Below are 21,715 nucleotides of genomic sequence, written 5' to 3'. Positions count from 1 at the left end.
GAACAGCTCTTCGACAGCTCAATGACCGCGACGCTTCCTCCGCCCCGCCTTCTGCCCAGTGGCGACAGTGCCGTCACGGTCGAGTTCAGCCGCACCATCGACGATGACGCCAACCAGCGCGTGCTGGCGCTGGACAAGGCATTGGCTGCAAGCCCGATCGACGGCATCACCGAGACCGTGCCGACCTATCGCTCGCTGCTGGTGCACTACGATCCCGGCAAGATCGGCTTCGATGCGCTCGGCGAGAAGCTGCTTCCGATCGCGATCCAGCCGCCGCCGCCGGTCACCCGGGCGCGCCGCTGGCGGATTCCCGTCGCCTATGGCGGCGAGCACGGCATCGACCTCGAGGATGTCGCCAAGGCGCTGAGCACCACGCCGGACGACATCGTCGCCCGGCACGCGGGCGGCGACTACAAGGTTGCCATGATCGGCTTCACGCCGGGTTGGTCCTATCTCAGCGGCCTCGACAAATCGCTGCACATGTCGCGCCGGCAATCGCCGCGGCTGCTGACGCCCGCCGGCACGATCTCGATCGGCGGTGTCCAGGCCGGGATCCAGTGTCTGGCCGCCCCCAGCGGCTGGCATCTGCTCGGGCGGACGCCGGTCCGAACCTATCAGCTCCACCGCAACCCGACCTTCCTCACCGAGCCCGGTGATCGCGTGACGTTCTTCGCCATCGATCACAAGACATTCGAGGAGCTGGACCGCGCCGCGGAAGCCGGCGAGATCGTCGCCGAGCAGGTGGACGCATGAGCCGGCTCGTCGTCGCCAGCATCGGACCGGCAAGCTCCGTTCAGGACGGCGGACGCCACGGTGCACAGCGCTACGGCCTGACGGTCGGCGGCGCCATGGACCGCCTGTCGCTGGCCGCCGCGAACACGCTGGTCGGCAACGAGCCGTTCGCGGCCGTCGTCGAGATCGGCCCGTTCGGCGCTGCCTTCACCGCGAAGGATGGCGCTGTGCGTGTTGCCGTCGCGGGCGCACCGCGCAACGCCGACGTCGCGGGCAAGCCGGTGGCCATGGATACGTCGGTCACGCTCAAGGACGGCGAGACGCTGACGCTGGGCTTTGCCCGCGGCGGTGCGTTCACCTATCTCGCCATCGAGGGCGCCATCAAGGGCGAGATGGTGTTCGGCAGCCTCGCCGTGAATGCCCGCGCCGGTCTGGGCAGTCCCTACCCGCGCCCGCTCCAGACCGGGGACGAATTCACGGTCGATGCCGCGAGCGGCGCGCCTGAGCTGCGCATCGAACTGCCGAAACCCGTCAGCGGTCCGATCCGTGTGGTACTGGGGCCGCAGGACGACGAGTTCGACGACGCCAACAAGGCGCTGTTCCTGGAGAGCGAGTGGAAGATCTCGGCGACCTCCGACCGCATGGGCTACCGGCTCGAAGGACCCGCGATCAAGCACCTGCACGGCCACAACATCGTCTCCGACGGCACGGTCAACGGCAGCATCCAGGTGCCCGGCAACGGCGCGCCGATCGCGCTGATGATGGACCGCGGCACCTCCGGCGGCTATCCGAAGATCGCAACCATCATCACCGCCGATGTCGGCCGCCTCGCGCAGACCTCGGCGGGAACGGCGTTCCGCTTCAAGGCCGTCGGCATGGCCGAAGCACAGGACGAGGCACGCAAGTTCGCGCAAACGATCAGGACCCTGTCCGATCGCCTGCGCGCCTCCGACACCGTCGAACTCAACATCGAAGCGCTCAGTGATGCCAACGTCGCCGGCTATGCGGTGAGCGCGGTCGACGCCGGAACGTGGCAGGTCACGGCAGAGCCGTAACACGACAAGAAGACCAGAGGCGGAGAGCAGCCATGAAGACGATCGATCTGAATTGCGACCTCGGCGAAGGTTTTGGCGCGTGGGAGATGGGCAACGACGCCGCGATGATCGAGCTCGCCAGCTCGGTCAACGTCGCCTGCGGCTTCCATGCCGGCGATCCCGACATCATGCGCCGGACGGTGGAGCTCGCGAAGGCGCGCGGCGTCTCGGTCGGCGCCCACCCCGGCTACCGCGACCTGCACGGCTTCGGCCGGCATCCGATCGCGGGCCTGAAGGCCTCCGAGATCGAGAACCTCGTCGCCTACCAGATCGGCGCGCTGCAGGCGATCGCGACCGCCGCCGGCCACAAAGTCACGCATGTGAAGGCGCATGGCGCGCTCTCCAACGTCGCCTGCGAAGACGACATGACGGCGAAGGCCATCGCCGCCGGCATCAAGGCGGTCGACCCCAGCCTGATCTTCGTCGTGCTCGCCAATTCGAAGCTGGTGAAGGCCGGCGAGGACGCCAACCTGCCGATGGTGCACGAGGTGTTCGCCGACCGCGCCTATGAGGACGACGGCAACCTCGTCTCGCGCAAGAAGCCCGGCGCGGTGCTGCACGACGCCAAGGCGATCGCCGACCGCGTGGTGCGCATGGTGCAGGACGGCGCGGTGGTGTCGGTCACGGGCAAGGTCATCAAGATGCGCACGGATACGGTATGCATCCACGGCGACACTCACGGCGCCGTCGAGATCGCGCGGAGCTTGCGTCAGGCGTTGAAGAGCGCGGGGATCGAGGTCGCGCCGTTCAAGCGCGGGGCGTGAGTTTCGCAGTCATTCCGGGATGATGCGAAGCATCAGACCCGGAATCTCGAGGTTCTCAGGTGCGCAATTGCGCACCGGGGTTCGGCTTCGCCGCCCCGGAACGACGGTTTAAAACGGATGCACCGACAGCGTGCCGAACACGATCGCGGCGATCACCGCAAACGCGCTATAGAGCGCGAAATGATGGACGTTCGCCCGGGTCCGCTGCGAGAGCGAACGCGCGTAAAGATGCAGTCTGGCTTCCGCCGATAGTTCGCGCATGGTCGATCTCCAACGCCCCATTTGCGGGAGTATGAAGGATCAACCAGGGCGGGAGGCAAGACGTCGCCGGAAATAGCGATGCGCCTTCTCTGAAGAGGCTGTCGCGCAGAGGCAAATTCTCTCCAGGCGCAGGTTCCGAGAATCTTATTCGTTCAAATCCGAGCCAGTTGGAACCGGCCCGGATGACGCTGGAGTGACAGCCTCAGTACACGTCCGCCTGGAAGCGACCGGTCTTCTTGAGCTCGGCGACGAAGCTGACCGCTTCATCCGTCGAGCGGGCGCCGAACTGCGCGACGATGTCGACCAGCGCGCGCTCGACGTCCTTCGCCATGCGCTTGGCATCGCCGCAGATGTAGAGATGGGCGCCCTCGGCGAGCCACGTCCACACCTCGCGGCCGACCTCGCGCATGCGGTCCTGCACGTAGAACTTCTTCTCGCCGTCGCGCGACCAGGCCAGCGACATGCGCGTGAGAAGCCCCGAGGTCTTCATCGCATTGAGCTCCTCCTGGTAGAAGAAGTCGCAGTCGCTGCGCTGATGGCCGAAGAACAGCCAGTTCTTGCCGGGCGCGCCGGTGGCCTTGCGGTCGAGCAGGAAGGCACGGAACGGCGCGATGCCGGTGCCGGGACCGATCATGATCACGGGCGTCTTCGGGTCCTGCGGCAGGCCGAAGCCGTGCGCCTTCTGCACATAGACCTTGAGCTTGTCGCCCTCGTTGATGCGCTCGCCGAGGAAGGTCGAGGCGACGCCGACACGCTTGCGCTTGCCGATCAAATAGCGCACGGAATCGACGGTCAGCGACAGCTTTCCGGGCGTTGCATTGTGCGACGAGGAGATCGAATAGAGCCGCGGCTGCAGCGGCTCGAGCGCTTCGACAAAGGCCTCCGGATGCGGCCGCGTGCCGGAGAATTTCTGCAGTGCCGCCATCACGTCGAGCGTTGCGGAATCGCCATCGGGATCCTCGCCCTGCGCCAGCGCCCGCGCCTTCTCGCGCTGGGCGCCGCCGGTGATGAACGAAATCAGCTCGAACAGCGAGTCCGGTGCCGGCGACAATGAGACGTCGTCGATCAGAACCTCGCGCAGCGTCTTGCCGTTCACCTTGGTGGTGTGGGAGGCGCCGAGCAGTGCGATGATCTGGTCGACGAGGCCGACATCGTTGCGCGCGAACACGCCGAAGCTGTCGCCGACGACGTAGTCGAGGCGGCTCTCCGCGAGGTCGAACTCGACGTGATAGGTCTCCTTCTCCGATTTGCCCTTGTTGAGCAGACGGCGCGACAGAAAGGTCGCCTCGGTCGGATTGTCGCGCGAGCGGCCGGGCTCGGCGATCACCACGGTGACGGCGGGCGCGGCCACCGAATCCGCCTTCTCGGGTGCCTTCCCCGCGGGAGACTTGTCGAGCTCCTCATGGAGCGACTTCAGCATCCGCGCGGTTTCCTTGCCGCCGGGGACGCAGAGATTGAGCCGCGCCTCGCTGCGGCTCGCGATCGCCTCGGAATAATCGTGGCAATTGTAGCCGCACTGGCCGCAGTCCTGCTGCGCCATCGCCGCCATCATCTTGCGACGGACGGGACGGCCCTCCGCGAGCTTCATGCGATCGGCAATCGGCATGGTCTGGTCGTGCCAGGGCGCTTCGCCGTCGTCGCCGTCACCGGCCGCACCTTGCATGACGGCGGCGCCCTGCTCGGCCGAAAGTGGCGCGGCAGCATCGGGCGAGAGCAGCCCGGCGAAGAAGCCGTTCAGCCAGGAACGCTGCGCATCCGAGAACGGTGCGCTGGCGGGAATGATATCGAGCCTGGGCGGAGGAGTGATCTGGTTCATGCGGACACCTGTGCATCGGCAAGCTTGCGCAACGTCTCGCCGTCATGGCGGCGCGCAAAGGCAAGGAAGGTTTCGTCGGCGGACGCGCGATGGGCGAGATAGGCCTTGAGCAGCCCCTCGACCGTCTTCGGCGCGTCCTCGGCTTTTAGGTCGTGATAGACCTCCTGCCCGACATCGGCGTCAGGGCCGAAGCCGCCGCCGGTGAAGAGGTGATAGCCCTCCACCGTGTCCTCCTCGTTCACGGGCACGCGCGCGCCGATCAGGCCGATGTCGCTGATGTAGTGCTGCGCACAGGAATGGTGGCAGCCGGTGACGTGGATGTTGACCGGCTTGTCCATGGCGACGCGCGGCTCGCACCAGTCGCCAATCTCCTCGGCATTGCGCTTGGTGTTGGCGGCGGCGAAGCGACAGCCGGCATTGCCGGTGCAGGCGATCAGGCCGGCGCGGATGTGCGACGCCTCGACGGCGAGCCCGATCTGCTTGATCGCGGCAATGGCAAGCTCGACATTCTCGTCGCGCACCCCTGAGATCAGCAAGTTCTGCCAGACGGTCAGCCGGATCTCGCCGTCGCCGAGATCGCGCGAGAGCTTGGCGAGGCCGCGCATCTGGTCGCAGCTGAGCTTGCCGAGCGTCAGCGACACGCCGATCCAGTTGAGGCCGTCTTGCTTTTGCTTGTGCACACCGACATGCGCCATGCGGTCCGCGGCAGGCCGCGGCGCGAACGCTTCTTCCGGCACGCGCGTGAATGGCGTCTTCAGCCGCTCCTCGACCAATTTGAGGAAGCCGTCATGGCCCATCGCATCGAGCACGTATTTCAGCCGCGCCTTGTTGCGGTTGGTGCGGTCGCCATGGTCGATGAAGACGCGCACGATGGCGTCGGCAACGGCAGTCGCCTGCTCCGGCTTGACGATGATGTCTGCGTATTTTGCAAAGTCCTTGTGGCCGGTGATGCCGCCGAGACCGAGGCGGAACCAGACACCGGGCTCGACGCCAAAGCCATCCTTCACCTCATAGGCGGTGAAGGCGATGTCGTTGGTCTCTTCCAGCACGGCGATCCTGCCGGCGCCGTCGAAGGCGACGTTGAACTTGCGCGGCAGACTGTAGAGCGAGCGGTCGTTGAGAATGTGGTAGTGCCACTCGCGCGCATAGGGCCGCGTGTCGAGGATTTCCTGCGGGTCGATGCCTGCGGTCGGCGTGCCCGTGACGTTGCGGATGTTGTCGGCGCCGGAGCCGCGCGAGCACAGGCCGAGTTCCTGAACGCCTTCGAGCAGCTTGATCGCGTGCTTCGGCGGGATCTCGCGCAGCTGCAGGTTGGCGCGCGTGGTGACGTGGCTGTAGGGACCGCACAGTTCGTCGGCGAGATCGGCGAGGCCCGACAGTTGCCAATGCTTCATGATGCCGTTGGGAATGCGCAGGCGGCTCATATAGGAGTCCTGCGTCGGCGCGACGTAGAAGATGCCGTAATAGCGCCAGCGGAAATTATCCGCCGGGCTCGGCGGGGTGTTGTCGGCTGCCTGCTGGCGCAGCCGCGGATAGGCATCGAAGGGATGCTCGTCGCGCTTGATCTTCTCCTGGTCGTTGAGCTTCTTGCCCGACGCGATCACCTTGTCCTGCGCCTTGATGTGCACGGCATCGGGCCCGACAGGCTCGGCATTCGCCTTGCCGGCGCCGCCGCCGCCAAGACCGCGACCGACCCGGCTGATCTGCAGACCGGTCGTAAAACCTTCGAGGTAACGTTTCTGCTCGTCGGTGAAGTCGACTGCGAGCGTATCGATTTTCATGGTCGGTAACGAAGCTCCTGCGGCCACCGGAAGTGGCATCGACGGACATTGGCGCGACCCGCGGGGACTGGCTGGCTCCTTGAGCCGGCTTCGCCACCCGACGGTCCGATCAGCTTCGTTGCTGCGGGACTCGGCTCAGCTGGCGTCTGTGACAAGCTGGCCGCACTGCAACATTCAAGTTGCGTGCCAGCTTTTGCCAAACAGGAATTACAGTGATTTCAGTCGATTAGGCGCGAGCCCGGACGATTGCGGGGCTGGCCCGGCTCACGAAATTCGAGCACGAAGCTCAAAATATAGCCGATGCAAACAAATGATCAAAAATTAGGCAATCCGAATCATACCTTCCAGCGCCCGACCTCGAAGGCCTCGAGATGTCCCTGGATGTTGCCGGGATCAAAGGTGGGGCCGGCGAACGCACCGAATGCCCCGGGCGCTTTGGCAGGCGCCTCCTTTCCGAGGGCCGCGTCATAGAGATCCGGCCTGAACACGGCCATCGCCGTCTTGACGCCCTCCGGGCTGAGCTTGGTCTGTCCCCACCGCACCATCTGCGCGTAGAGCCAGGCGGCCTGGACCGGATCCGGGCGCCCTGCCTCTTCCCGTCCCACAAGGAGGTAGCGGCCGCTTTCGCGGAAAGTGCCATCAGGCGAAATCTTCAGGCGCCCGGTCAGGGTGCGCTGGATGACTTCGGCATCGACGCCGATCCGCTCCGGCTGCGCCAGAATCCGCGCCGCCTCGATGAGGTTCGCGGGCTGCTCGATGAACTCGGCTCCCTTCAGCGCCGCGCGCACCAGGCTGGCGACGACGTCCGGATTCTTGTCCGCCCAGACCTGGCGGACAGCCAGCACCTTTTCGGCGGCGCGGACCAGGATGTCGGAGACGAAGTGCAGGATGTGACCGATGCCGAGATCGACCGCGACCGAATTCCAGGGCGCGCCGACGCAGAACGCATCGACATGGCCATTGGCGAGGCTGTCGACCATGTAGGGCGGCGGCAGCACGACGAGCCGCACGTCCTCGTCCGGATCGACGCCGGCCGCGGCCATCCAGAACCGCAGCTGGTAATTGTGGGTCGAGAACGGGAAGGTCATGCCGAAGGTCAGCGGCTCGGCCCCCGCCTTGCGCCGCTTGGCCACCACCTTCGCCAACGCCTTCGCCGTCGCCATCGGATCGAAGCGATCGCCGTCGAGCTCTTCCATCAGCGCGGCGTGGAGCGCGGGCGAGACCGTGATGGCGTTGCCGTTGATGCCGAGATTGAAGGGCGCGGCGATCGGCACCTTGACGTGGCCGAGCCCGAGCGAGGACGCGATCGCCACCGGCGCAAGCAGATGAGCGGCGTCGAACAGGCCGATATTGAGCTTGTCGCGAACGTTGGACCAGGACACCTCGCGCACCAGCTCGACGTCGAGACCTTCGGCGGCGGCAAAGCCCTTGTCGACGGCGACGATCAGCGCGGCGGCATCGACCAGCGGAATGAACCCGATGCGCAATGGGGCGGTCATTTCAGCATCTCCGACGCGGTGATGATCGACTGGGCGATCTCGCCGATTTTCTTCTTCTCGCGCATGGCGGTCGAGCGCAGCAGCACGTAGGCCTCGTCCTCGGTGAGGCCCTTCACCTTCATCAGGATGCCCTTGGCGCGCTCGATGATCTTGCGGTCCTCGAGCTGCGACTTGGTGCGCTCGAGCTCTTCCTGAAGCTTGGCGAAGGCGTTGAAGCGGGACACGCAGAGGTCGAGGATCGGCTTGATGCGCTCCTTCTTCAGCCCGTCGACGATGTAGGCGGATACCCCCGCCTCCACCGAGGCCTGGATCGACGCGGAGTCGCTCTGGTCGACGAACATCGCGATCGGTCGCTTCACGGCGCGGCTGACCTGAAACATCGCCTCCAGCACGTCGCGGCTGGGGTTCTCCAGATCGATCACGATGATGTCGGGGTCCACCGCATAAATACGGGCAAGCAGGCTCTGCATCTCGCTGATATGGACGACCTGCGTGAATCCGGCCTCGCGCAATCCCTCCTCCAGGATCGCAGCCCGGATCGGGCTTTCGTCGACGATCACGATTTTGGGTGACTGTTCGGCGCTCATGGCTCACTCACGGCAGGTGATTCATCCATAGCACGCCGGAACGCTCTGCAAAGGGTTGTAATTGTGGGCAATTGGGACTAGCTGAGGCCTGTCAATCAGGCAGATTTGGATATGGATCAGACGGCTGCGCCCAAGGTCAGCTTCGTGTCGCTCGGGTGTCCCAAGGCATTGGTGGATTCCGAGCGTATCATTACGCGCCTGCGCGCGGAGGGCTATGAGCTCGCCCGCAAGCATGACGGGGCCGACATCGTCATCGTCAACACCTGCGGCTTCCTCGACAGCGCCAAGCAGGAGTCGCTTTCGGCGATCGGCGAGGCCATGGCCGAGAACGGCAAGGTGATCGTGACCGGCTGCATGGGCGCCGAACCCGAACAGATCGAGCAGGCCTATCCCGGCGTCCTCTCCATCACCGGCCCGCAGCAATATGAGAGTGTGCTCGACGCCGTGCATCGTGCGCTGCCGCCCGCCCACAATCCGCATGTCGACCTGGTGCCGCCGCAGGGCATCAAGCTGACGCCGCGCCACTACGCCTATTTGAAGATCTCCGAGGGTTGCAACAACCGCTGCACCTTCTGCATCATTCCGAAGCTGCGCGGCGACCTCGTCTCGCGTCCGGCCAACGACGTCTTGCGCGAGGCTGAAAAGCTCGTCGGCGCAGGCGTGAAAGAGCTGCTGGTGATTTCGCAGGACACCTCGGCCTATGGCGTCGATCTGAAATATGCCGAGAGCCCGTGGAAGGATCGCCAGGTCCGCGCCAAATTTTTGGACCTCGCGCGCGAGCTGGGCGAACTCGGAGCCTGGGTCCGGCTGCAATATGTCTACCCCTACCCGCATGTCGACGAAGTCATCGCGCTGATGAACGAGGGCAAGGTGCTGCCCTATCTCGACATCCCGTTCCAGCATGCGAGCCCCGAGGTGCTGAAGGCGATGAAGCGCCCCGCGGCCCAGGACAAGACGCTGGCGCGCATCAAGCGCTGGCGCGAGGAATGTCCCGATCTGGCGCTGCGCTCGACCTTCATCGTCGGCTTCCCCGGCGAGACCGATGCCGACTTCGCCTATCTGCTCGACTGGCTCGATGAGGCCGAGATCGATCGGCTAGGCTGCTTCAAATACGAACCGGTTGCCGGCGCGACGTCCAACGCGATCGAGAACCCGGTGCCGGAAGAGATCAAGCAGGAGCGCTACAACGCGCTGATGGCCCGCCAGCAGAAGATCTCGGCGCGCAGGCTGAAGCGCAAGGTCGGCACCCGCCAGCCGGTCATCATCGACGAGGTCGGCCCGACCGTGGCCAAGGGCCGCTCAAAGGCCGATGCGCCGGAGATCGACGGCGCGGTGTACCTGACGAGCCGCCGCCCCTTGCGCGTCGGCGAGATCGTCACTGCCAAGATCGAGCGCGCGGACCAATACGATCTGCACGGCAGCGTCGCTGGGTTCTGACGCTCACCCTTCCGCCAGCCATTTCGGCACCCAGCGCTCCGGGCGCGGGGCGCGCGCGAGATCTGCGTTCGCCTCGGACAGCTTTGCCGGCTCGCCGTCGATGGTCGGGCGAACATCGTATTCGAAGCTCGGCATGACGCGGCCGTCGGCATAGAGGCCGAACTTCATCGCGTACCACAGCCCCAGCTCAGGCTGGGCGCGACGCATCTCCTCGCGCAGATCGCGCAACAGGGATTCGATCGAACCGGATTCCTCGAATGGCTGCGGGCCGCGTGACAGCACGCGCGCCTGATACTGCTTGCCGACGATCGCGACTTCGAAATGGGTCTTGTCCCAGGGGTTCTTGCCCTTCGGCAGATGGGCGGCAAGCCGCCAGCCGAGCTCGGCCATGAGGCGATGATTGGCCCAAAAGTCTTCGCGGTCCCGGCTCCACTTCTCGACGAAGCCGCGGAAGTCAGGCAGATCGGATGCGCTGTCGTCGCACGCAGCCTTGTCGCCGGCGGGCTGTCCGGCCAGCCATTTCGCAAGCTCGACCGTCTGGGCCTCGACATCCTCGCGCGGGCACAGATCGCTCCAGGCGCGGTCGAAGGCTTGCGACGTCAGCCTGGCCAGCATGGCATCGAGGCTCGGCGCCAGCAGCTCGTAATCGCCTTCCGAGCCCAATCCGACGATCGGCGGATTGTCGCGGTCAAGACCCGCGCCATACCAGCCGCCCACCGCCGAGCCATCAGGCAACCGCATGAACAGCGAGAACCGGTCGCGCAGAGGGCTGCCGTCGACGATGGGCGCTGAATCAGAGAACTGGCCCTGCAGCGAAAAGCAGCCGACGCTGCCCCAGGGGCGCCCGTCGAGCCAGGCGGCAAAGTCGACCAGCAGCGGTGGCGCTTCGATACCCGGCGGGAATGCGCCGCGAATGCTGTCGAGGTCGATCGGGTAAGACGTATCGGACAAGGTTGAAGACAATCTGGTTGGTCCCGCCCATCTTAGTCTGAGCGGAGTTGCGTCCGGTTCGAACCAATTCGCGTACCTCGATCACAAACGCGCCAGCCGCACGATGGTTCTGCGGGGCGAGCGATGAAAAGGGACTAAACCGGGCCGGTATCGGGACGGACTGCGTACACCATTTGACACTATAGTGCATTCACGCAGGGGTCACGGACTCGACCTAACTCTCCCACACGTTTTCAACGCGAGCGAGGGATGAGGATGAGCCGCCTCTCGAACATGCTGCGCACGCAGCGCTTCGACGATTACCGCTTCTATCACCAGAGCACGATCAATCAGACGCTGCATCTCGTCAGCGCCGTCATCTTCCTCGGCTGCTACGCATTGCTGTTCAGCGACCCCGCCCTCGCCGGCCTGGTCGGCTGGCTCGCGATGCTGACACGACAGACCGGTCATTTCTTCTTCGAGCCGAACGGCTATGACGTCGTCAACGACGTCAGCAACGATTACAAGGAAACCGTCAAGGTCGGCTATAACCAGACCCGCAAGATCATCCTGCTCCTGGTGTGGGGCAGCGCGCCGATCGCGCTGTACGTCGATCCGACGCTGCTCGGCCTGTTCGATGCTGCCGGCGACCGCATCGGCTTCATTCGCCATGTCTGTGCGCTCTGGCTTGCGATTGGCATCGCCGCCGGTCTTGCCCGCATGCTGCAGCTGTTCGCTACGCGCGACGTCACCACTGGCCTCGTCTGGGTGTTCAAGGTGCTGACCGACCCCTTCCACAACATCGCGCTGTACTGGAAATCGCCATTCAAGCTGATGCGCGGCGAGCTGATCGACACGGCGATCGCGGGCGCCGATTGGGGCCACGACGACGCCGAGGAAGCGCCGCACCCGACCTGAGCGGTGCACGCCAGGGCTGTGTCCTGCAAAATGGCCGCTTGACAAACCCCGCCATTCGGCTGTACGGACGCGCCCCATGATCAACGCCCGGACCAACCAGCGCACCGAAATGCTCCGCCGTCGCTCCCGCGACGACGAGAGGGTGCGCCATGTCCGAGGACGCCGCTGAACCATTAAAATTCAGCCGAGGTTTTCGAGAAGGCCGCACCCGTAAGGTGCGGCCTTTCTGCTTTTTGCGCCCCTTTTTCCACCCGCCTCCAGAGGAGTTCGACATGACGACGCATCCGTACGACGCGCTGATGGACATCACCGCACGGCCGAAGGCCGTGTTCGTCCGCGGCGCGGGCTCCTACCTCTGGGACGACGGCCGCAAGCGTTATCTCGACTTTGTGCAAGGTTGGGCCGTCAATTGTCTCGGCCATTCCCCGGCGGTGGTGGCCGACGCGCTGAGCGCGCAGGCCAGGCGGCTGCTGACGCCGAGCCCGGCCTTCTACAACGAGCCGAGCCTGAAGCTGGCGCAAGCGCTGGTCGACGCAAGCGCGTTCGACCAAGTGTTTTTCGCCAACTCCGGCGCGGAGGCCAATGAGGGCGCGATCAAGCTCGCGCGCAAATATGGCAGCCTTCACAAGGGCGGCGCGTTCGAGATCATCAGCTTCGAAGGCGGCTTCCACGGACGGACGCTGGCGACGATGTCGGCCTCGGGCAAGAAGGCGTTCGAGCCGCTGTTCGAGCCGAAGGTCGCGGGTTTCAAGAAGGCGAAGCTCAACGACATCGCCTCGGTCGAAGCGCTGATCAACGACAACACCGTCGCTGTGATGCTCGAGCCGATCCAGGGCGAGTCCGGCGTGTGGCCCGCGACCGATGCGTTCCTGCAGCAATTGCGCGCCCTCACCGAGGCGCACGGCCTGCTGCTCATCTTCGACGAGATCCAGACTGGCATGGGCCGGACCGGGAAGCTCTTCCACTATGAGCACACGGGGATCGCGCCCGACATCATGACGCTCGGCAAGGGCATCGGCGGCGGCGTCCCGCTCGCAGCCCTGCTCGCAACCGAACGCGCCTCCTGCTTCGAGCATGGCGACCAGGGCGGCACGTTCAACGGCAACCCGATCATGTGCGCGGCGGGACTTGCGGTGCTCGAGGAGGTCAGCAAGCCGGACTTCCTGAAACAGGTCGCCGAGACCGGCCTGTTGCTCGAAAGCGAGTTGCAGAAGGTCTCGGCGCGGCACGGGCTCGGCGGCGTGCGGGGGTGTGGCTTGCTGCTCGCGCTCGACCTCAAGCTGCCGATCGCGCCCGGCATCGTCGCGCAGGCGTTCGAGGCCGGCGTGCTGCTAAACGCCCCGCAGCTCGACACGCTGCGCTTCATGCCCGCACTGAACGTCGCGCGGGCCGAGATCGCCGAGATGATCGATTGTCTCGACGGGATTCTGACCAAGGCCGGCGCGGCAAGACGCGTCGCGTAGAGCCGGTCTCGTGCCCCGGACGCAGCGCCTCTTCGGCGGTGCGCTGCAGAGCCGGGGCCCATCTCTCCGCAGGGTCGGTTGCCACCTTCTGGGTCCCGGCTCTGCGCAGCAGCGTAAGAACGCTGCAGCGCGTCCGGGACACGAGAGTGGATGACGACGGAACTACGGCTTCAAGATCGACGCGCCCGTGGTCTTGCGGCTTTCGAGATCTATATGGGCCTTCGCTGCGTCCTTTAGGGCGTAGGCGTGGTTGATCGGCACGTGCAGCTTGCCGTTGATGACGGCGGCGAACAGCGTGTCGGCGCCTTCCAGGAGCTCCTTGCGCGTGCCGACATAGTCGTTGAGCTTCGGGCGCGTCGCGAACAGCGAGCCGTGATTGTTGAGCTCTGCGATCGAGAACGGCGGCACGGGGCCCGAGGCGTTGCCGAACGAGACGAACATGCCGCGCGGCTTCAGGCAGGACAGCGAGCCTGGAAAGGTCGCCTTGCCGACGCCGTCATAGACGACGTCGCAGCCTTCGTTGCGGCTGATCTGCTTCACGCGCGCGACGAAGTCCTCCTCGTTGTAGAGGATGACGTGGTCGCAGCCGTTGGCTTCGGCCAGCTCGGCCTTCTCGCGCGAGCCGACCGTGCCGATGACGTGCGCCCCGAGCGCCCTCGCCCATTGGCAAGCCAAGAGGCCGATGCCGCCGGCAGCGGCGTGGATCAGCACGCGGTGATGCGGCTCGACCTTGAAGGTCTTGTGCAGCAGGTACCAGACGGTCAGCCCCTTCAGCATCAGCACCGCGCCCTGCTCGTGCGTGATGTGGTCGGGCAGCTTGACCAGCTTCTCCCAGGGGATGTTGCGCTCGCCGGTATACGCGCCGAGATTGTGGTAATAGGCAACGCGATCACCGGGATGGAAATGCGTCACGCCGGGCCCGACGGCAACGACCTCGCCCGAGGCCTCGTTGCCGGCGATGAAGGGCAGCCCGGGCGCCTTGTAGAGGCCGGTGCGGTAATAGACGTCGATGAAGTTCAGGCCGACCGCATGCTGACGGATGCGCACCTCGCCGGGGCCGGGCGCCGGAACATCGACGCTCTCATAGACCAGGGCCTCGGGGCCTCCGACCTTGTGCACACGGACCGCTTTGGTCATCACCTGACCTCCTCTTCTCCAAGGCTGAGCGAAAGACATCGCGCCCGCCTTGTCAACTCGACGGCGACTGAAACCCTAGACCGACGACTTGCCGGACTTCCTGCGATTGCGCTTGGCCAGCACGTTGAAAAACTCCACCGCCGCCGAGAACGCAATTGCGAAATAGATGTAGCCGCGCGGAATGTGGAATTTGAATCCGTCCGCGACCAGCGCGACGCCGATCAGCACCAGGAAAGCCAGCGCCAGCATTTTCGTGGTCGGGTGTTCCGCGACGAATCGCGACACCGGTCCGGACGAAATGTACATGATCAGGCAGGCGATCACGACGGCCGCGACCATGATCTCGAGGTCCTGAGCCATGCCGATCGCCGTGATGATCGAGTCAAGCGAGAACACGATGTCGATGACGATGATCTGGACGATCACCCAGAAGAACGCGTTGCGTGCCGAGCCCTGCTTCCCCTCGCCATCGTCGGCTTCGACCTCGGCGTGGATTTCGTGCGTCGCCTTCGCGATCAGGAACAGGCCGCCCCCGATCAGGATCAGATCGCGCCAGGAGAAGTCGTAGCCGGCCAACGAGAACACCGGCGCGGTCAGGCCGATCAGCCAGACCAGCAGGCTGAGCAGGATGATGCGAAAGATCAGCGCAAGCGCGAGGCCGATCTGCCGGGCGCGGTGCGCCTGCGGCTCCGGAATGCGCGAGACGATCACCGACAGGAAGATGACGTTGTCGATGCCGAGCACGATCTCGAGCGCGGTCAATGTCAGCAGCGCCGCCCAGGCCTCGGGGCTGGTGACGAGATGCATCATGCCAGGGATCTTGCCAGGGATCTCGCCAGGCGGATCAAGGCGTCGCTGAAACTGATCCAGAGCGCGATGGCGCAGAGCACGATGGTGACAGCGGTGCCGACGCGGAAATCCATCTCCAGCACGTAGAGGCCGAGCACGGCCCAGATCGCGATCAGCGACATCGTCAGCCAGCGCAGCCGCACGACGCGGACGGGATGCAGCACGTGGAACGGCACGAAGGTCAGCACGACGAGCGTCGCCACCAGCAGCGTCGACCACAGCGGCGGCCAGTGCAGCAGGAACAGGTAGAACGCCGCCGCATTCCACAGCGCCGGGAAGCCGCGGAAGTGATTGTCGTCCGCCTTCATGCGCAGGTCCGCGAAGTATAATGCGCTGGTGACGATGATGGCGACGCCGAGCAAGGGCGCCGCCACCGGAAGCAGCAAGCCGCTGGCGACGATCGCGTAGGCCGGCACGAACACATAGGTGACGAAGTCGACCACGAGATCGAGCACGTCGCCCGACCAGTTCGGCTGCACGTCCTTGACGTTGAGCCGGCGTGCGATCGGCCCGTCGATCGCGTCGATGATCAGCGCGACGCCCAGCCATTGAAACATCGCGGACCAGTGCTCGCGCACGGCCTCCAGCATCGCCAGAAGCGCGATCGCCGCGCCGAACGCGGTGAAGATGTGCACCGAGAATGCCGCAGCGCGGATCACGGGCGTGGGCTTGAGGGAATCCTCTTGGCTATCCATGGCTTCTGCTATCAGAATGGGGCCGGTTTGCACATTCGCCATTGCGGCGCGCCGTCGCACGACCGGCCGTGATTTGAGGCGCGATCAGCAGGCTTGAATTTGCCGCGGGGCGTGTCATTTGTCGTTCCATGACAGACGCATCGACACTTTATGACACTGCCGTGATCGGCGGCGGACCGGCGGGACTTGCTGCAGCGATCGCGCTGGCGCAGGCGGGCGCGCGGACCGCGCTGGTGGCGCGGCGCGCTCCCTATGCCGACAATCGCACCACCGCCTTGCTGGGATCCTCGGTCGACCTGCTGGAGACGCTCGACGTCTGGTCCCGCTGCAGGGACAAGGCGGCCGCGCTCGAGGTGATGCGCCTTGTGGACGACACCGGCCGGCTCTTCCGTGCACCGGAGGTCCGCTTCTCCTGTCACGAAATCGCGCTCGACGCGTTCGGCTACAACATCGACAACCGCTCGCTGATGCAGGCGCTGGAAGAGCGCGCGGCCGAGCTGCCCAATCTCGTCCGTTGCGACGACGAGGCCGAAAGCGTCGTCATCGAAGCCGGCGACGTCGCGATCCGCACGGCTTCCGCGCAGTTTCTCATCGCCCGTCTCGTGGTCGGCGCCGACGGCCGGCATTCGCTATCCCGGGAAGCCGCCGGCATCGAGGTGACGCGGCGCGAGCTGACGCAGACGGCGCTGACCTTCAACGTCGCTCACACCAGGCCGCATCGCAACGTCTCGACCGAGTTCCACACGCCGCACGGGCCTTGCGTGTTCGTGCCCCTGCCCGGCAACCGTTCCAGCGTCGTCTGGGTGTCGGCCCCGGCCGAGGCCGAGCGGTTGCGGAGCCTCGATGATGCGGAGCTGTCCGCGGCGATCGAGAAGCAGTCGCATTCGATCCTGGGGCGCATGAGTGTGGAGCCGGGACGTAACCTGTTCCCGCTGGCGATCGAACGGCCCAAATCCTTCGGCCGTGACCGCATCGCGCTGGTCGGCGAAGCCGCCCATGTGGTTCCCCCTATCGGCGCCCAGGGTCTCAACCTCGGCCTGCGCGATGCCGCCGATATCGCCCGCCTCGCGGGCGAAGCCGTCGCCGCCGGCGAGGATCCCGGCGCGGATGCCGTGCTCAAGCGCTACGACCGCGCCCGGCGCCCGGACATCCTGACCCGGACCTTCGCGATCGACATGGCCAACCGCTCACTGCTGAACGATTTCCTGCCGCTGCAGCCGGTCCGTGCCGTCGGCATGCACCTGCTCGGCGCCATCGGCCCACTCCGGCGTCTTGCCATGCGCGAGGGCCTGACTCCGACCTGGCGCCGGTAAACCCGGTCAAGGAAACGCCAGCCGTCCGGTCTGGAGCAGCCACATCACGGTGGTCAGCGTGACCACGGACGCGAAGGTCCCGAGCAGCACCGCGACGGAAGCGGATTCGATCCAGGCATCGTTCTGCCGCGCGATGACGAACACGTTCAGCGCCGGAGGCAGCGAGGCCATCAGCACGGCGGTCGCGGCCCAGGGCTGCGCGAACGGTCCGAACGCCAGCATCAGGCCGAATGCCGCGAGCGGATGGAACAGCAGCTTCACCGCGATTACTCCGGGCACCTCCCAGGGCACGCGGTCGAACGGCCGCAGCGCCACGGTCACGCCGAGCACGAACAGCGCAGTTGGAGCCGCCGCGTTCTGCAGGAAGGTGATGGTGCGATCGAGTGCGACGGGCATCTCGATATGCAGCGATGCGAAGGCCGCGCCAAAGCAAGCCGACATGATCAGCGGATTGAGCACGATCTGCTTCAGCACGACGCCGAAGGCGTGCACGATCGAGGGATGGTCGCGGTCGGAGAGCTCGATCAGGAGCGGCACGATGGTGAACAGGAAGATGCTGTCGCAGCAGAAGATCAGCGCGGTCGGCGCCGCCGCCTTGCTGCCGAGCACGGCGAGCGCCAGCCCCGGGCCCATATAGCCGATATTGCCGTAGCCGCCGGAGAGCCCCGCCAGCGTCGCCTCGCGCAAGGTCAGGCGGCCGAACACCTTGCCGACGACCAGTGCCAGGGTGAACGCGGCGACGGTGGAAAGGGTCGTCGCGATCAGGAACGGCGGGTTGTTCAATTCCGAGAACGGCGTCTTGGACATGATCGCAAACAGCAGCGCCGGCAGCGACACGTAGAGCAGGAAGAAGTTCATCCAGGCGAGGCCTGATTCCGGCAGGGATTTGACCTTGCCGCACGCGAATCCGACGAAGATCAAGCCGAAATAAGGTAGCGCCAGATTGAGGATATCGACCATTGATGAAGTGTCTTCTGAAGACTCGGGGGCTATCCGCCCCGGAGGCGGAGTTTAATTCCAAATCAGGGCACTAGCATCGGCCACAATCCTGGTCTATCGACGGGGGATGATTAAAGCGCGGACCGCCAAATTCCAGATCGGACAGGTCGTGCGCCACCGGATCTTCTCGTTCCGGGGCGTGATCTTCGACATCGATCCGGAATTCAACAACACCGAGGAGTGGTGGCTGTCGATCCCCGAAGAGGTGCGGCCCCACAAGGACCAGCCGTTCTACCACCTGCTCGCGGAAAACGCGGAATCCGAATACGTCGCTTACGTCTCCGAGCAGAACCTGCTGCCGGACGAGTCCGGTGAGCCGGTCCGGCATTCCCAGGTCGCCGAGATCTTCATCAAGAACAAGGATGGCGGCTACCGCCCGCGCAATCCCTCGCTCAACTGAATTTTCCGGCCCGGACGCAGCCAGCAAAAAAGGCGCTCGAAACGAGCGCCTTTTTCATGTCCGGGATCGGGTCCCGATTACTTCTGGGCGGCTGGAGCCGCGCCCGGAGCCGCACCGCTCTGCTCGAGCTTCTTGCGCTGCTCGTCGGCCTTCTTCTGCAGTTCTTCCTGCAGCTTCTTCTGGGTTTCCTCGAACACCTTCGGGTCGGTCGGCGGACCGTCATAGGCCTTCTGGAATTCGCCGGCGAGCGGCAGCGGCAGGGTCAGCGGCGCACCGTTGGCATTGATCGCCTGCACAACGAGGTTCTGGCCCTTCTTCATGCTGTTGATGAGCTCGGGCGTCGCCTCGTAGTCCGACATGCAGCCGTTCTGGAAGCAGATCACATAGGGCTGCTGCAGCGGTGCGTTGCTGTCGACGATGATGCGGGTGCCGTGCACGAGCTGCATGCCGAGCGGCAGCGTCACGCGCAGGATCTTCTTGGGCTCGCCTTCCGGCTCGATGATGACGGCGGCGATGACCGGCTGGCCCGATTCGATGCGGCCGTCCTTGCCGGTGAAGCAGACCTGCTTGGCGTTGGCGTCCTGGCCCTTGAGGCAGAACTTGGTCCAGGGGGCGTAGATCAGCTGGATCTGCTGATCGGCCGGCTGGGCCGCGCCCTGCTGCGCCGGAGCGCCGGCAGCGGGGGGCTGCTGGGCGGGGGCCTGAGCGGCCGGCGCCGGAGCCTTCGGGGCGGCCTTGGGAGCCGCCTTCGGGGCCGGAGCCGCCTTCGGAGCGCCGGGGGCCGGTGCCGGGGTCTGGGCCTCGGCAGCAAACGGAACGGCCAATGCCGTCGCCGTCAACAAGGCGAGAAGTCGCCCGCGCGGCCGGACGGACGCGGCCAAATAACGGAAATTCATTGCGGAAAACCCTTTCTGAACGGGAAGTGCCCGAACCGCTCCGATGCGTCGAACCTGGCCGCGTTGGGCGCGGCTCTCTCCCCGTCAATTGAGGCGGATAAGTGACGGGCTCGACGCTCTTGCGCGATTGGGTGCCTTCTTAACGTGGCCGACGAAAAGATCAATGCCGACAAGCGCCTTTGGGCGCGCCTGCCGCTCAGCCCAGTGAATTCCCTGTGATAGGATTCAAGCTGAGGCGGCCTTCGAATCAAAGTGTGCTGATGTTCATGTTCCAACGCCACTTCGAGGGCCCCGGTGTCCGCCTATGCGTCCGCCTTTGCCTTGTGGCCCTCGTGCTGGCTTCGGTCCTTGTCCTGGGCTTTGACTGCGGCCTGTCGCCAGGGGCCGCGCGGGCCGAGGAGGCTCATGCCATCGCCATGCATGGCAAGCCGGCGCTGCCGGCCGATTTCACCCACATGCCCTACGCCAACCCCGACGCCCCCAAGGGCGGCCGCCTGACCTGGGGCGTGCTCGGCACCTTCGACAGCCTCAACCCCTTCATCGTCAGGGGACTGGCCGTGCAGCAGATGCGCGGCTACGTGGTCGAGAGCCTGCTGGCGCGCGGCAATGACGAGCCGTTCACGCTCTATGGCCTGCTCGCCAGGAGCGTCGAGACCGACGACGAGCGGAGCTTCGTCACGTTCCGTCTCGATCCGCGCGCTCGTTTCTCCGACGGCAAGCCGGTGCTCGCCGAGGACGTGCTGTTCTCCTGGGAGCTGCTGCGCGACCAAGGCCGCCCGAACCACCGGCAATACTACGCCAAGGTCGCCAAGGCCGAGGCACAGGATCCCCTCACCGTCCGCTTCGATCTTGCCGGCGCCAACGACCGCGAGCTGCCGCTGATCCTCGGCCTGATGCCGATCCTGCCGAAGCACGCCGTCGACGTCGCGACCTTCGAGGAAACGACACTGACGAGCCCGGTCGGCTCGGGCCCCTATCGCGTCACGGCGGTGAAGGCCGGCGCCAGCGTCACCCTGACCCGCAATCCCGATTATTGGGGCCGCGACCTCGCCATCAACCGCGGGCTCTACAATTTCGACGAGATCCGTCTCGACTATTTTCGCGAGGCCAACGGCCAGTTCGAGGCCTTCAAGCGCGGCCTCTACGATTTCCGGATCGAGCACGAGCCGCTGCGCTGGCACGACGGCTATGATTTCCCGGCCGCGAAAAGCGGCGAGGTGATCCGCGACACCGTCAAGCCCGGCGTGCCGCAGCCGTCCGAATTCCTGGTGTTCAACACGCGCCGACCGATCTTCGCGGACATCCGCGTGCGCCAGGCGCTGACGCTGCTGTTCGATTTCGAGCTGGTCAACCGCAACTACTTTTTCGGGCTCTATTCGCGCGTCGCCGGCTATTTCGCCGGCTCCGACCTGTCGGCCTATGGCCAGCCTGCGGACGCGCGCGAACGCGAGCTCCTGAAACCGTTCTCAGCCCGGATTCCGGCAGACGTCATGGACGGCAGCTACCGCCTGCCCGTGACCGACGGATCGGGGCGTGACCGCACCACGCTGCGCGCGGCGCTGAAGCTGCTGTCCGAGGCCGGCTACGATCTGGACGGCACCGTGCTGCGCAACCGCGCGACCAAGGCGCCCTTCGCGTTCGAGATCCTGGTCACGACCCGCGACCAGGAGCGCATCGCGCTGGCGTTCCAGCGCGACCTCAAGCGCGCCGGCATCGAGCCGAGCGTGCGGTCGGTCGATCCCGTGCAGTTCGACCAGCGCCGGCTCGCGTTCGAATTCGACATGATCCAGAACCGCTGGGACCAGTCGCTGTCGCCCGGCAACGAGCAGTCTTTCTATTGGGGCAGCGCCGCCGCGGATAATCCCGGAACCCGCAACTACATGGGCGCCAGGGATCCGGCGGTCGATGCCATGATCGCAGCACTGCTCGAAGCCCGTGAACATACGGATTTCGTCTCGTCGGTGCGGGCGCTCGACCGCGCTTTGATCGCGGGCTTCTACACAATCCCCCTGTTTAACGTATCGGAGCAATGGATCGCGCGCTGGAATCGGATAGAACGGCCCAAGGCCACCTCGCTCTCGGGCTATTTGCCGGAGACCTGGTGGTCCAAGGGGCAGCCGACAGCTCATCAAGCGAAGTGACGC

20 protein-coding genes are annotated in these 21,715 nt (G+C 65.4%); 9 read left to right on the top strand and 11 right to left on the bottom strand.

Annotated elements, in window-relative coordinates:
* Nucleotides 1-21 precede the first annotated feature (21 nt).
* From pxpB to QRQ56_RS06330, 3 genes are read left to right on the top strand one after another with little or no spacing between them, the layout of a single operon-like run.
* Complete coding sequence (gene pxpB / locus QRQ56_RS06340) at nucleotides 22-753, top strand: 5-oxoprolinase subunit PxpB (protein WP_438738432.1); 732 nt, start codon at nucleotides 22-24, stop codon at nucleotides 751-753.
* On the top strand, nucleotides 750-1,787 hold the full coding sequence (locus tag QRQ56_RS06335; protein ID WP_438738430.1) for a biotin-dependent carboxyltransferase family protein: 1,038 nt from the start codon (nucleotides 750-752) through the stop codon (nucleotides 1,785-1,787). The genes pxpB and QRQ56_RS06335 overlap by 4 nt, the downstream gene beginning before the upstream one ends.
* Before the next feature lie 32 nt (nucleotides 1,788-1,819).
* Nucleotides 1,820-2,590 (top strand): LamB/YcsF family protein, encoded by a 771-nt coding sequence (locus QRQ56_RS06330; RefSeq protein ID WP_438738428.1) that lies wholly within the window; start codon nucleotides 1,820-1,822, stop codon nucleotides 2,588-2,590.
* Between the two features lie 108 nt (nucleotides 2,591-2,698).
* Here QRQ56_RS06330 and QRQ56_RS06325 read toward each other — a convergent pair whose 3' ends face one another.
* The 5 genes from QRQ56_RS06325 to QRQ56_RS06305 form a co-directional block, all read right to left on the bottom strand.
* Complete coding sequence (locus tag QRQ56_RS06325) at nucleotides 2,699-2,851, bottom strand: hypothetical protein (protein WP_438738427.1); 153 nt, start codon at nucleotides 2,849-2,851, stop codon at nucleotides 2,699-2,701.
* Nucleotides 2,852-3,053: 202 nt separating this feature from the next.
* A complete protein-coding gene (locus QRQ56_RS06320; RefSeq protein ID WP_438738426.1) occupies nucleotides 3,054-4,667 on the bottom strand; it encodes a sulfite reductase subunit alpha in 1,614 nt (537 codons plus the stop codon).
* Nucleotides 4,664-6,448 (bottom strand): NirA family protein, encoded by a 1,785-nt coding sequence (locus QRQ56_RS06315; protein ID WP_438738423.1) that lies wholly within the window; start codon nucleotides 6,446-6,448, stop codon nucleotides 4,664-4,666. The genes QRQ56_RS06320 and QRQ56_RS06315 overlap by 4 nt, the downstream gene beginning before the upstream one ends.
* Nucleotides 6,449-6,783: 335 nt before the next feature.
* Complete coding sequence (locus QRQ56_RS06310) at nucleotides 6,784-7,947, bottom strand: CmpA/NrtA family ABC transporter substrate-binding protein (RefSeq protein WP_438738421.1); 1,164 nt, start codon at nucleotides 7,945-7,947, stop codon at nucleotides 6,784-6,786.
* A complete protein-coding gene (locus tag QRQ56_RS06305; protein WP_438738419.1) occupies nucleotides 7,944-8,534 on the bottom strand; it encodes an ANTAR domain-containing response regulator in 591 nt (196 codons plus the stop codon). Before QRQ56_RS06305 ends, QRQ56_RS06310 begins: the two co-directional genes overlap by 4 nt.
* 111 nt (nucleotides 8,535-8,645) lie before the next feature.
* Between QRQ56_RS06305 and rimO the strand changes: the two genes are divergently transcribed.
* Entirely contained in the window at nucleotides 8,646-9,971 is a 1,326-nt protein-coding gene (gene rimO, locus QRQ56_RS06300) for a 30S ribosomal protein S12 methylthiotransferase RimO (RefSeq protein WP_438738417.1), read from the top strand.
* A gap of 3 nt (nucleotides 9,972-9,974) precedes the next feature.
* Here the strand turns inward: rimO and QRQ56_RS06295 are convergent, their stop codons facing one another.
* Complete coding sequence (locus QRQ56_RS06295) at nucleotides 9,975-10,922, bottom strand: hypothetical protein (protein ID WP_438738415.1); 948 nt, start codon at nucleotides 10,920-10,922, stop codon at nucleotides 9,975-9,977.
* Between the two features lie 255 nt (nucleotides 10,923-11,177).
* Between QRQ56_RS06295 and QRQ56_RS06290 the strand changes: the two genes are divergently transcribed.
* Both QRQ56_RS06290 and QRQ56_RS06285 read left to right on the top strand, forming a co-directional pair.
* Nucleotides 11,178-11,819, top strand: a complete 642-nt coding sequence (locus tag QRQ56_RS06290; RefSeq protein WP_438738414.1) for a hypothetical protein — start codon at nucleotides 11,178-11,180, stop codon at nucleotides 11,817-11,819.
* A 272-nt stretch (nucleotides 11,820-12,091) separates the two neighbouring features.
* Complete coding sequence (locus QRQ56_RS06285; RefSeq protein WP_438738412.1) at nucleotides 12,092-13,282, top strand: acetylornithine transaminase; 1,191 nt, start codon at nucleotides 12,092-12,094, stop codon at nucleotides 13,280-13,282.
* Nucleotides 13,283-13,444: 162 nt separating this feature from the next.
* Here the strand turns inward: QRQ56_RS06285 and QRQ56_RS06280 are convergent, their stop codons facing one another.
* From QRQ56_RS06280 to pcsA, 3 genes are all read right to left on the bottom strand, one after another.
* Nucleotides 13,445-14,419 (bottom strand): quinone oxidoreductase family protein, encoded by a 975-nt coding sequence (locus QRQ56_RS06280; RefSeq protein ID WP_194408079.1) that lies wholly within the window; start codon nucleotides 14,417-14,419, stop codon nucleotides 13,445-13,447.
* A gap of 75 nt (nucleotides 14,420-14,494) precedes the next feature.
* Nucleotides 14,495-15,229 carry a TerC family protein gene (locus QRQ56_RS06275; protein ID WP_438738410.1) on the bottom strand — a complete coding sequence of 245 codons (735 nt, stop codon included), beginning with the start codon at nucleotides 15,227-15,229 and terminating at the stop codon, nucleotides 14,495-14,497.
* Entirely contained in the window at nucleotides 15,226-16,005 is a 780-nt protein-coding gene (gene pcsA / locus QRQ56_RS06270; RefSeq protein WP_438738408.1) for a phosphatidylcholine synthase, read from the bottom strand. The genes QRQ56_RS06275 and pcsA overlap by 4 nt, the downstream gene beginning before the upstream one ends.
* An 86-nt stretch (nucleotides 16,006-16,091) precedes the next feature.
* Between pcsA and QRQ56_RS06265 the strand changes: the two genes are divergently transcribed.
* Complete coding sequence (locus tag QRQ56_RS06265) at nucleotides 16,092-17,276, top strand: UbiH/UbiF family hydroxylase (RefSeq protein WP_438738406.1); 1,185 nt, start codon at nucleotides 16,092-16,094, stop codon at nucleotides 17,274-17,276.
* Between the two features lie 6 nt (nucleotides 17,277-17,282).
* On the opposite strand, the gene QRQ56_RS06260 is transcribed toward QRQ56_RS06265, so the two are convergent.
* On the bottom strand, nucleotides 17,283-18,236 hold the full coding sequence (locus tag QRQ56_RS06260; RefSeq protein WP_438738404.1) for an AEC family transporter: 954 nt from the start codon (nucleotides 18,234-18,236) through the stop codon (nucleotides 17,283-17,285).
* Nucleotides 18,237-18,342: 106 nt separating this feature from the next.
* Between QRQ56_RS06260 and hspQ the strand changes: the two genes are divergently transcribed.
* On the top strand, nucleotides 18,343-18,675 hold the full coding sequence (gene hspQ, locus QRQ56_RS06255; RefSeq protein ID WP_028136346.1) for a heat shock protein HspQ: 333 nt from the start codon (nucleotides 18,343-18,345) through the stop codon (nucleotides 18,673-18,675).
* A 77-nt stretch (nucleotides 18,676-18,752) separates the two neighbouring features.
* Here hspQ and QRQ56_RS06250 read toward each other — a convergent pair whose 3' ends face one another.
* Entirely contained in the window at nucleotides 18,753-19,571 is an 819-nt protein-coding gene (locus QRQ56_RS06250; protein WP_438738402.1) for an invasion associated locus B family protein, read from the bottom strand.
* A 260-nt stretch (nucleotides 19,572-19,831) separates the two neighbouring features.
* Between QRQ56_RS06250 and QRQ56_RS06245 the strand changes: the two genes are divergently transcribed.
* Nucleotides 19,832-21,712: an extracellular solute-binding protein gene (locus tag QRQ56_RS06245; protein WP_438738400.1), complete on the top strand. Its 1,881-nt coding sequence runs from the start codon at nucleotides 19,832-19,834 to the stop codon at nucleotides 21,710-21,712.
* The last annotated feature ends 3 nt before the right edge of the window (nucleotides 21,713-21,715 follow it).

This window comes from Bradyrhizobium sp. U531 (assembly GCF_051710265.1).
Lineage (GTDB): Bacteria > Pseudomonadota > Alphaproteobacteria > Rhizobiales > Xanthobacteraceae > Bradyrhizobium.
Note: the sequence above shows the minus strand (reverse complement) of the source record. Positions and strands in the feature narration are given on the sequence as shown.

Coding starts and splice junctions, on each gene's coding strand:
- QRQ56_RS06285 (WP_438738412.1), top strand. CDS start 12,092: ATGACGACGCATCCGTACGACGCGCTGATGGACATCACCGCACGGCCG.
- QRQ56_RS06315 (WP_438738423.1), bottom strand. CDS start 6,448: ATGAAAATCGATACGCTCGCAGTCGACTTCACCGACGAGCAGAAACGT.
- hspQ (WP_028136346.1), top strand. CDS start 18,343: ATGATTAAAGCGCGGACCGCCAAATTCCAGATCGGACAGGTCGTGCGC.
- QRQ56_RS06265 (WP_438738406.1), top strand. CDS start 16,092: ATGACAGACGCATCGACACTTTATGACACTGCCGTGATCGGCGGCGGA.
- QRQ56_RS06275 (WP_438738410.1), bottom strand. CDS start 15,229: ATGATGCATCTCGTCACCAGCCCCGAGGCCTGGGCGGCGCTGCTGACA.
- QRQ56_RS06305 (WP_438738419.1), bottom strand. CDS start 8,534: ATGAGCGCCGAACAGTCACCCAAAATCGTGATCGTCGACGAAAGCCCG.
- QRQ56_RS06245 (WP_438738400.1), top strand. CDS start 19,832: ATGTTCATGTTCCAACGCCACTTCGAGGGCCCCGGTGTCCGCCTATGC.
- pxpB (WP_438738432.1), top strand. CDS start 22: ATGACCGCGACGCTTCCTCCGCCCCGCCTTCTGCCCAGTGGCGACAGT.
- rimO (WP_438738417.1), top strand. CDS start 8,646: ATGGATCAGACGGCTGCGCCCAAGGTCAGCTTCGTGTCGCTCGGGTGT.
- QRQ56_RS06280 (WP_194408079.1), bottom strand. CDS start 14,419: ATGACCAAAGCGGTCCGTGTGCACAAGGTCGGAGGCCCCGAGGCCCTG.
- pcsA (WP_438738408.1), bottom strand. CDS start 16,005: ATGGCGAATGTGCAAACCGGCCCCATTCTGATAGCAGAAGCCATGGAT.
- QRQ56_RS06260 (WP_438738404.1), bottom strand. CDS start 18,236: ATGGTCGATATCCTCAATCTGGCGCTACCTTATTTCGGCTTGATCTTC.
- QRQ56_RS06320 (WP_438738426.1), bottom strand. CDS start 4,667: ATGAACCAGATCACTCCTCCGCCCAGGCTCGATATCATTCCCGCCAGC.
- QRQ56_RS06335 (WP_438738430.1), top strand. CDS start 750: ATGAGCCGGCTCGTCGTCGCCAGCATCGGACCGGCAAGCTCCGTTCAG.
- QRQ56_RS06330 (WP_438738428.1), top strand. CDS start 1,820: ATGAAGACGATCGATCTGAATTGCGACCTCGGCGAAGGTTTTGGCGCG.
- QRQ56_RS06325 (WP_438738427.1), bottom strand. CDS start 2,851: ATGCGCGAACTATCGGCGGAAGCCAGACTGCATCTTTACGCGCGTTCG.
- QRQ56_RS06290 (WP_438738414.1), top strand. CDS start 11,178: ATGAGCCGCCTCTCGAACATGCTGCGCACGCAGCGCTTCGACGATTAC.
- QRQ56_RS06250 (WP_438738402.1), bottom strand. CDS start 19,571: ATGAATTTCCGTTATTTGGCCGCGTCCGTCCGGCCGCGCGGGCGACTT.
- QRQ56_RS06310 (WP_438738421.1), bottom strand. CDS start 7,947: ATGACCGCCCCATTGCGCATCGGGTTCATTCCGCTGGTCGATGCCGCC.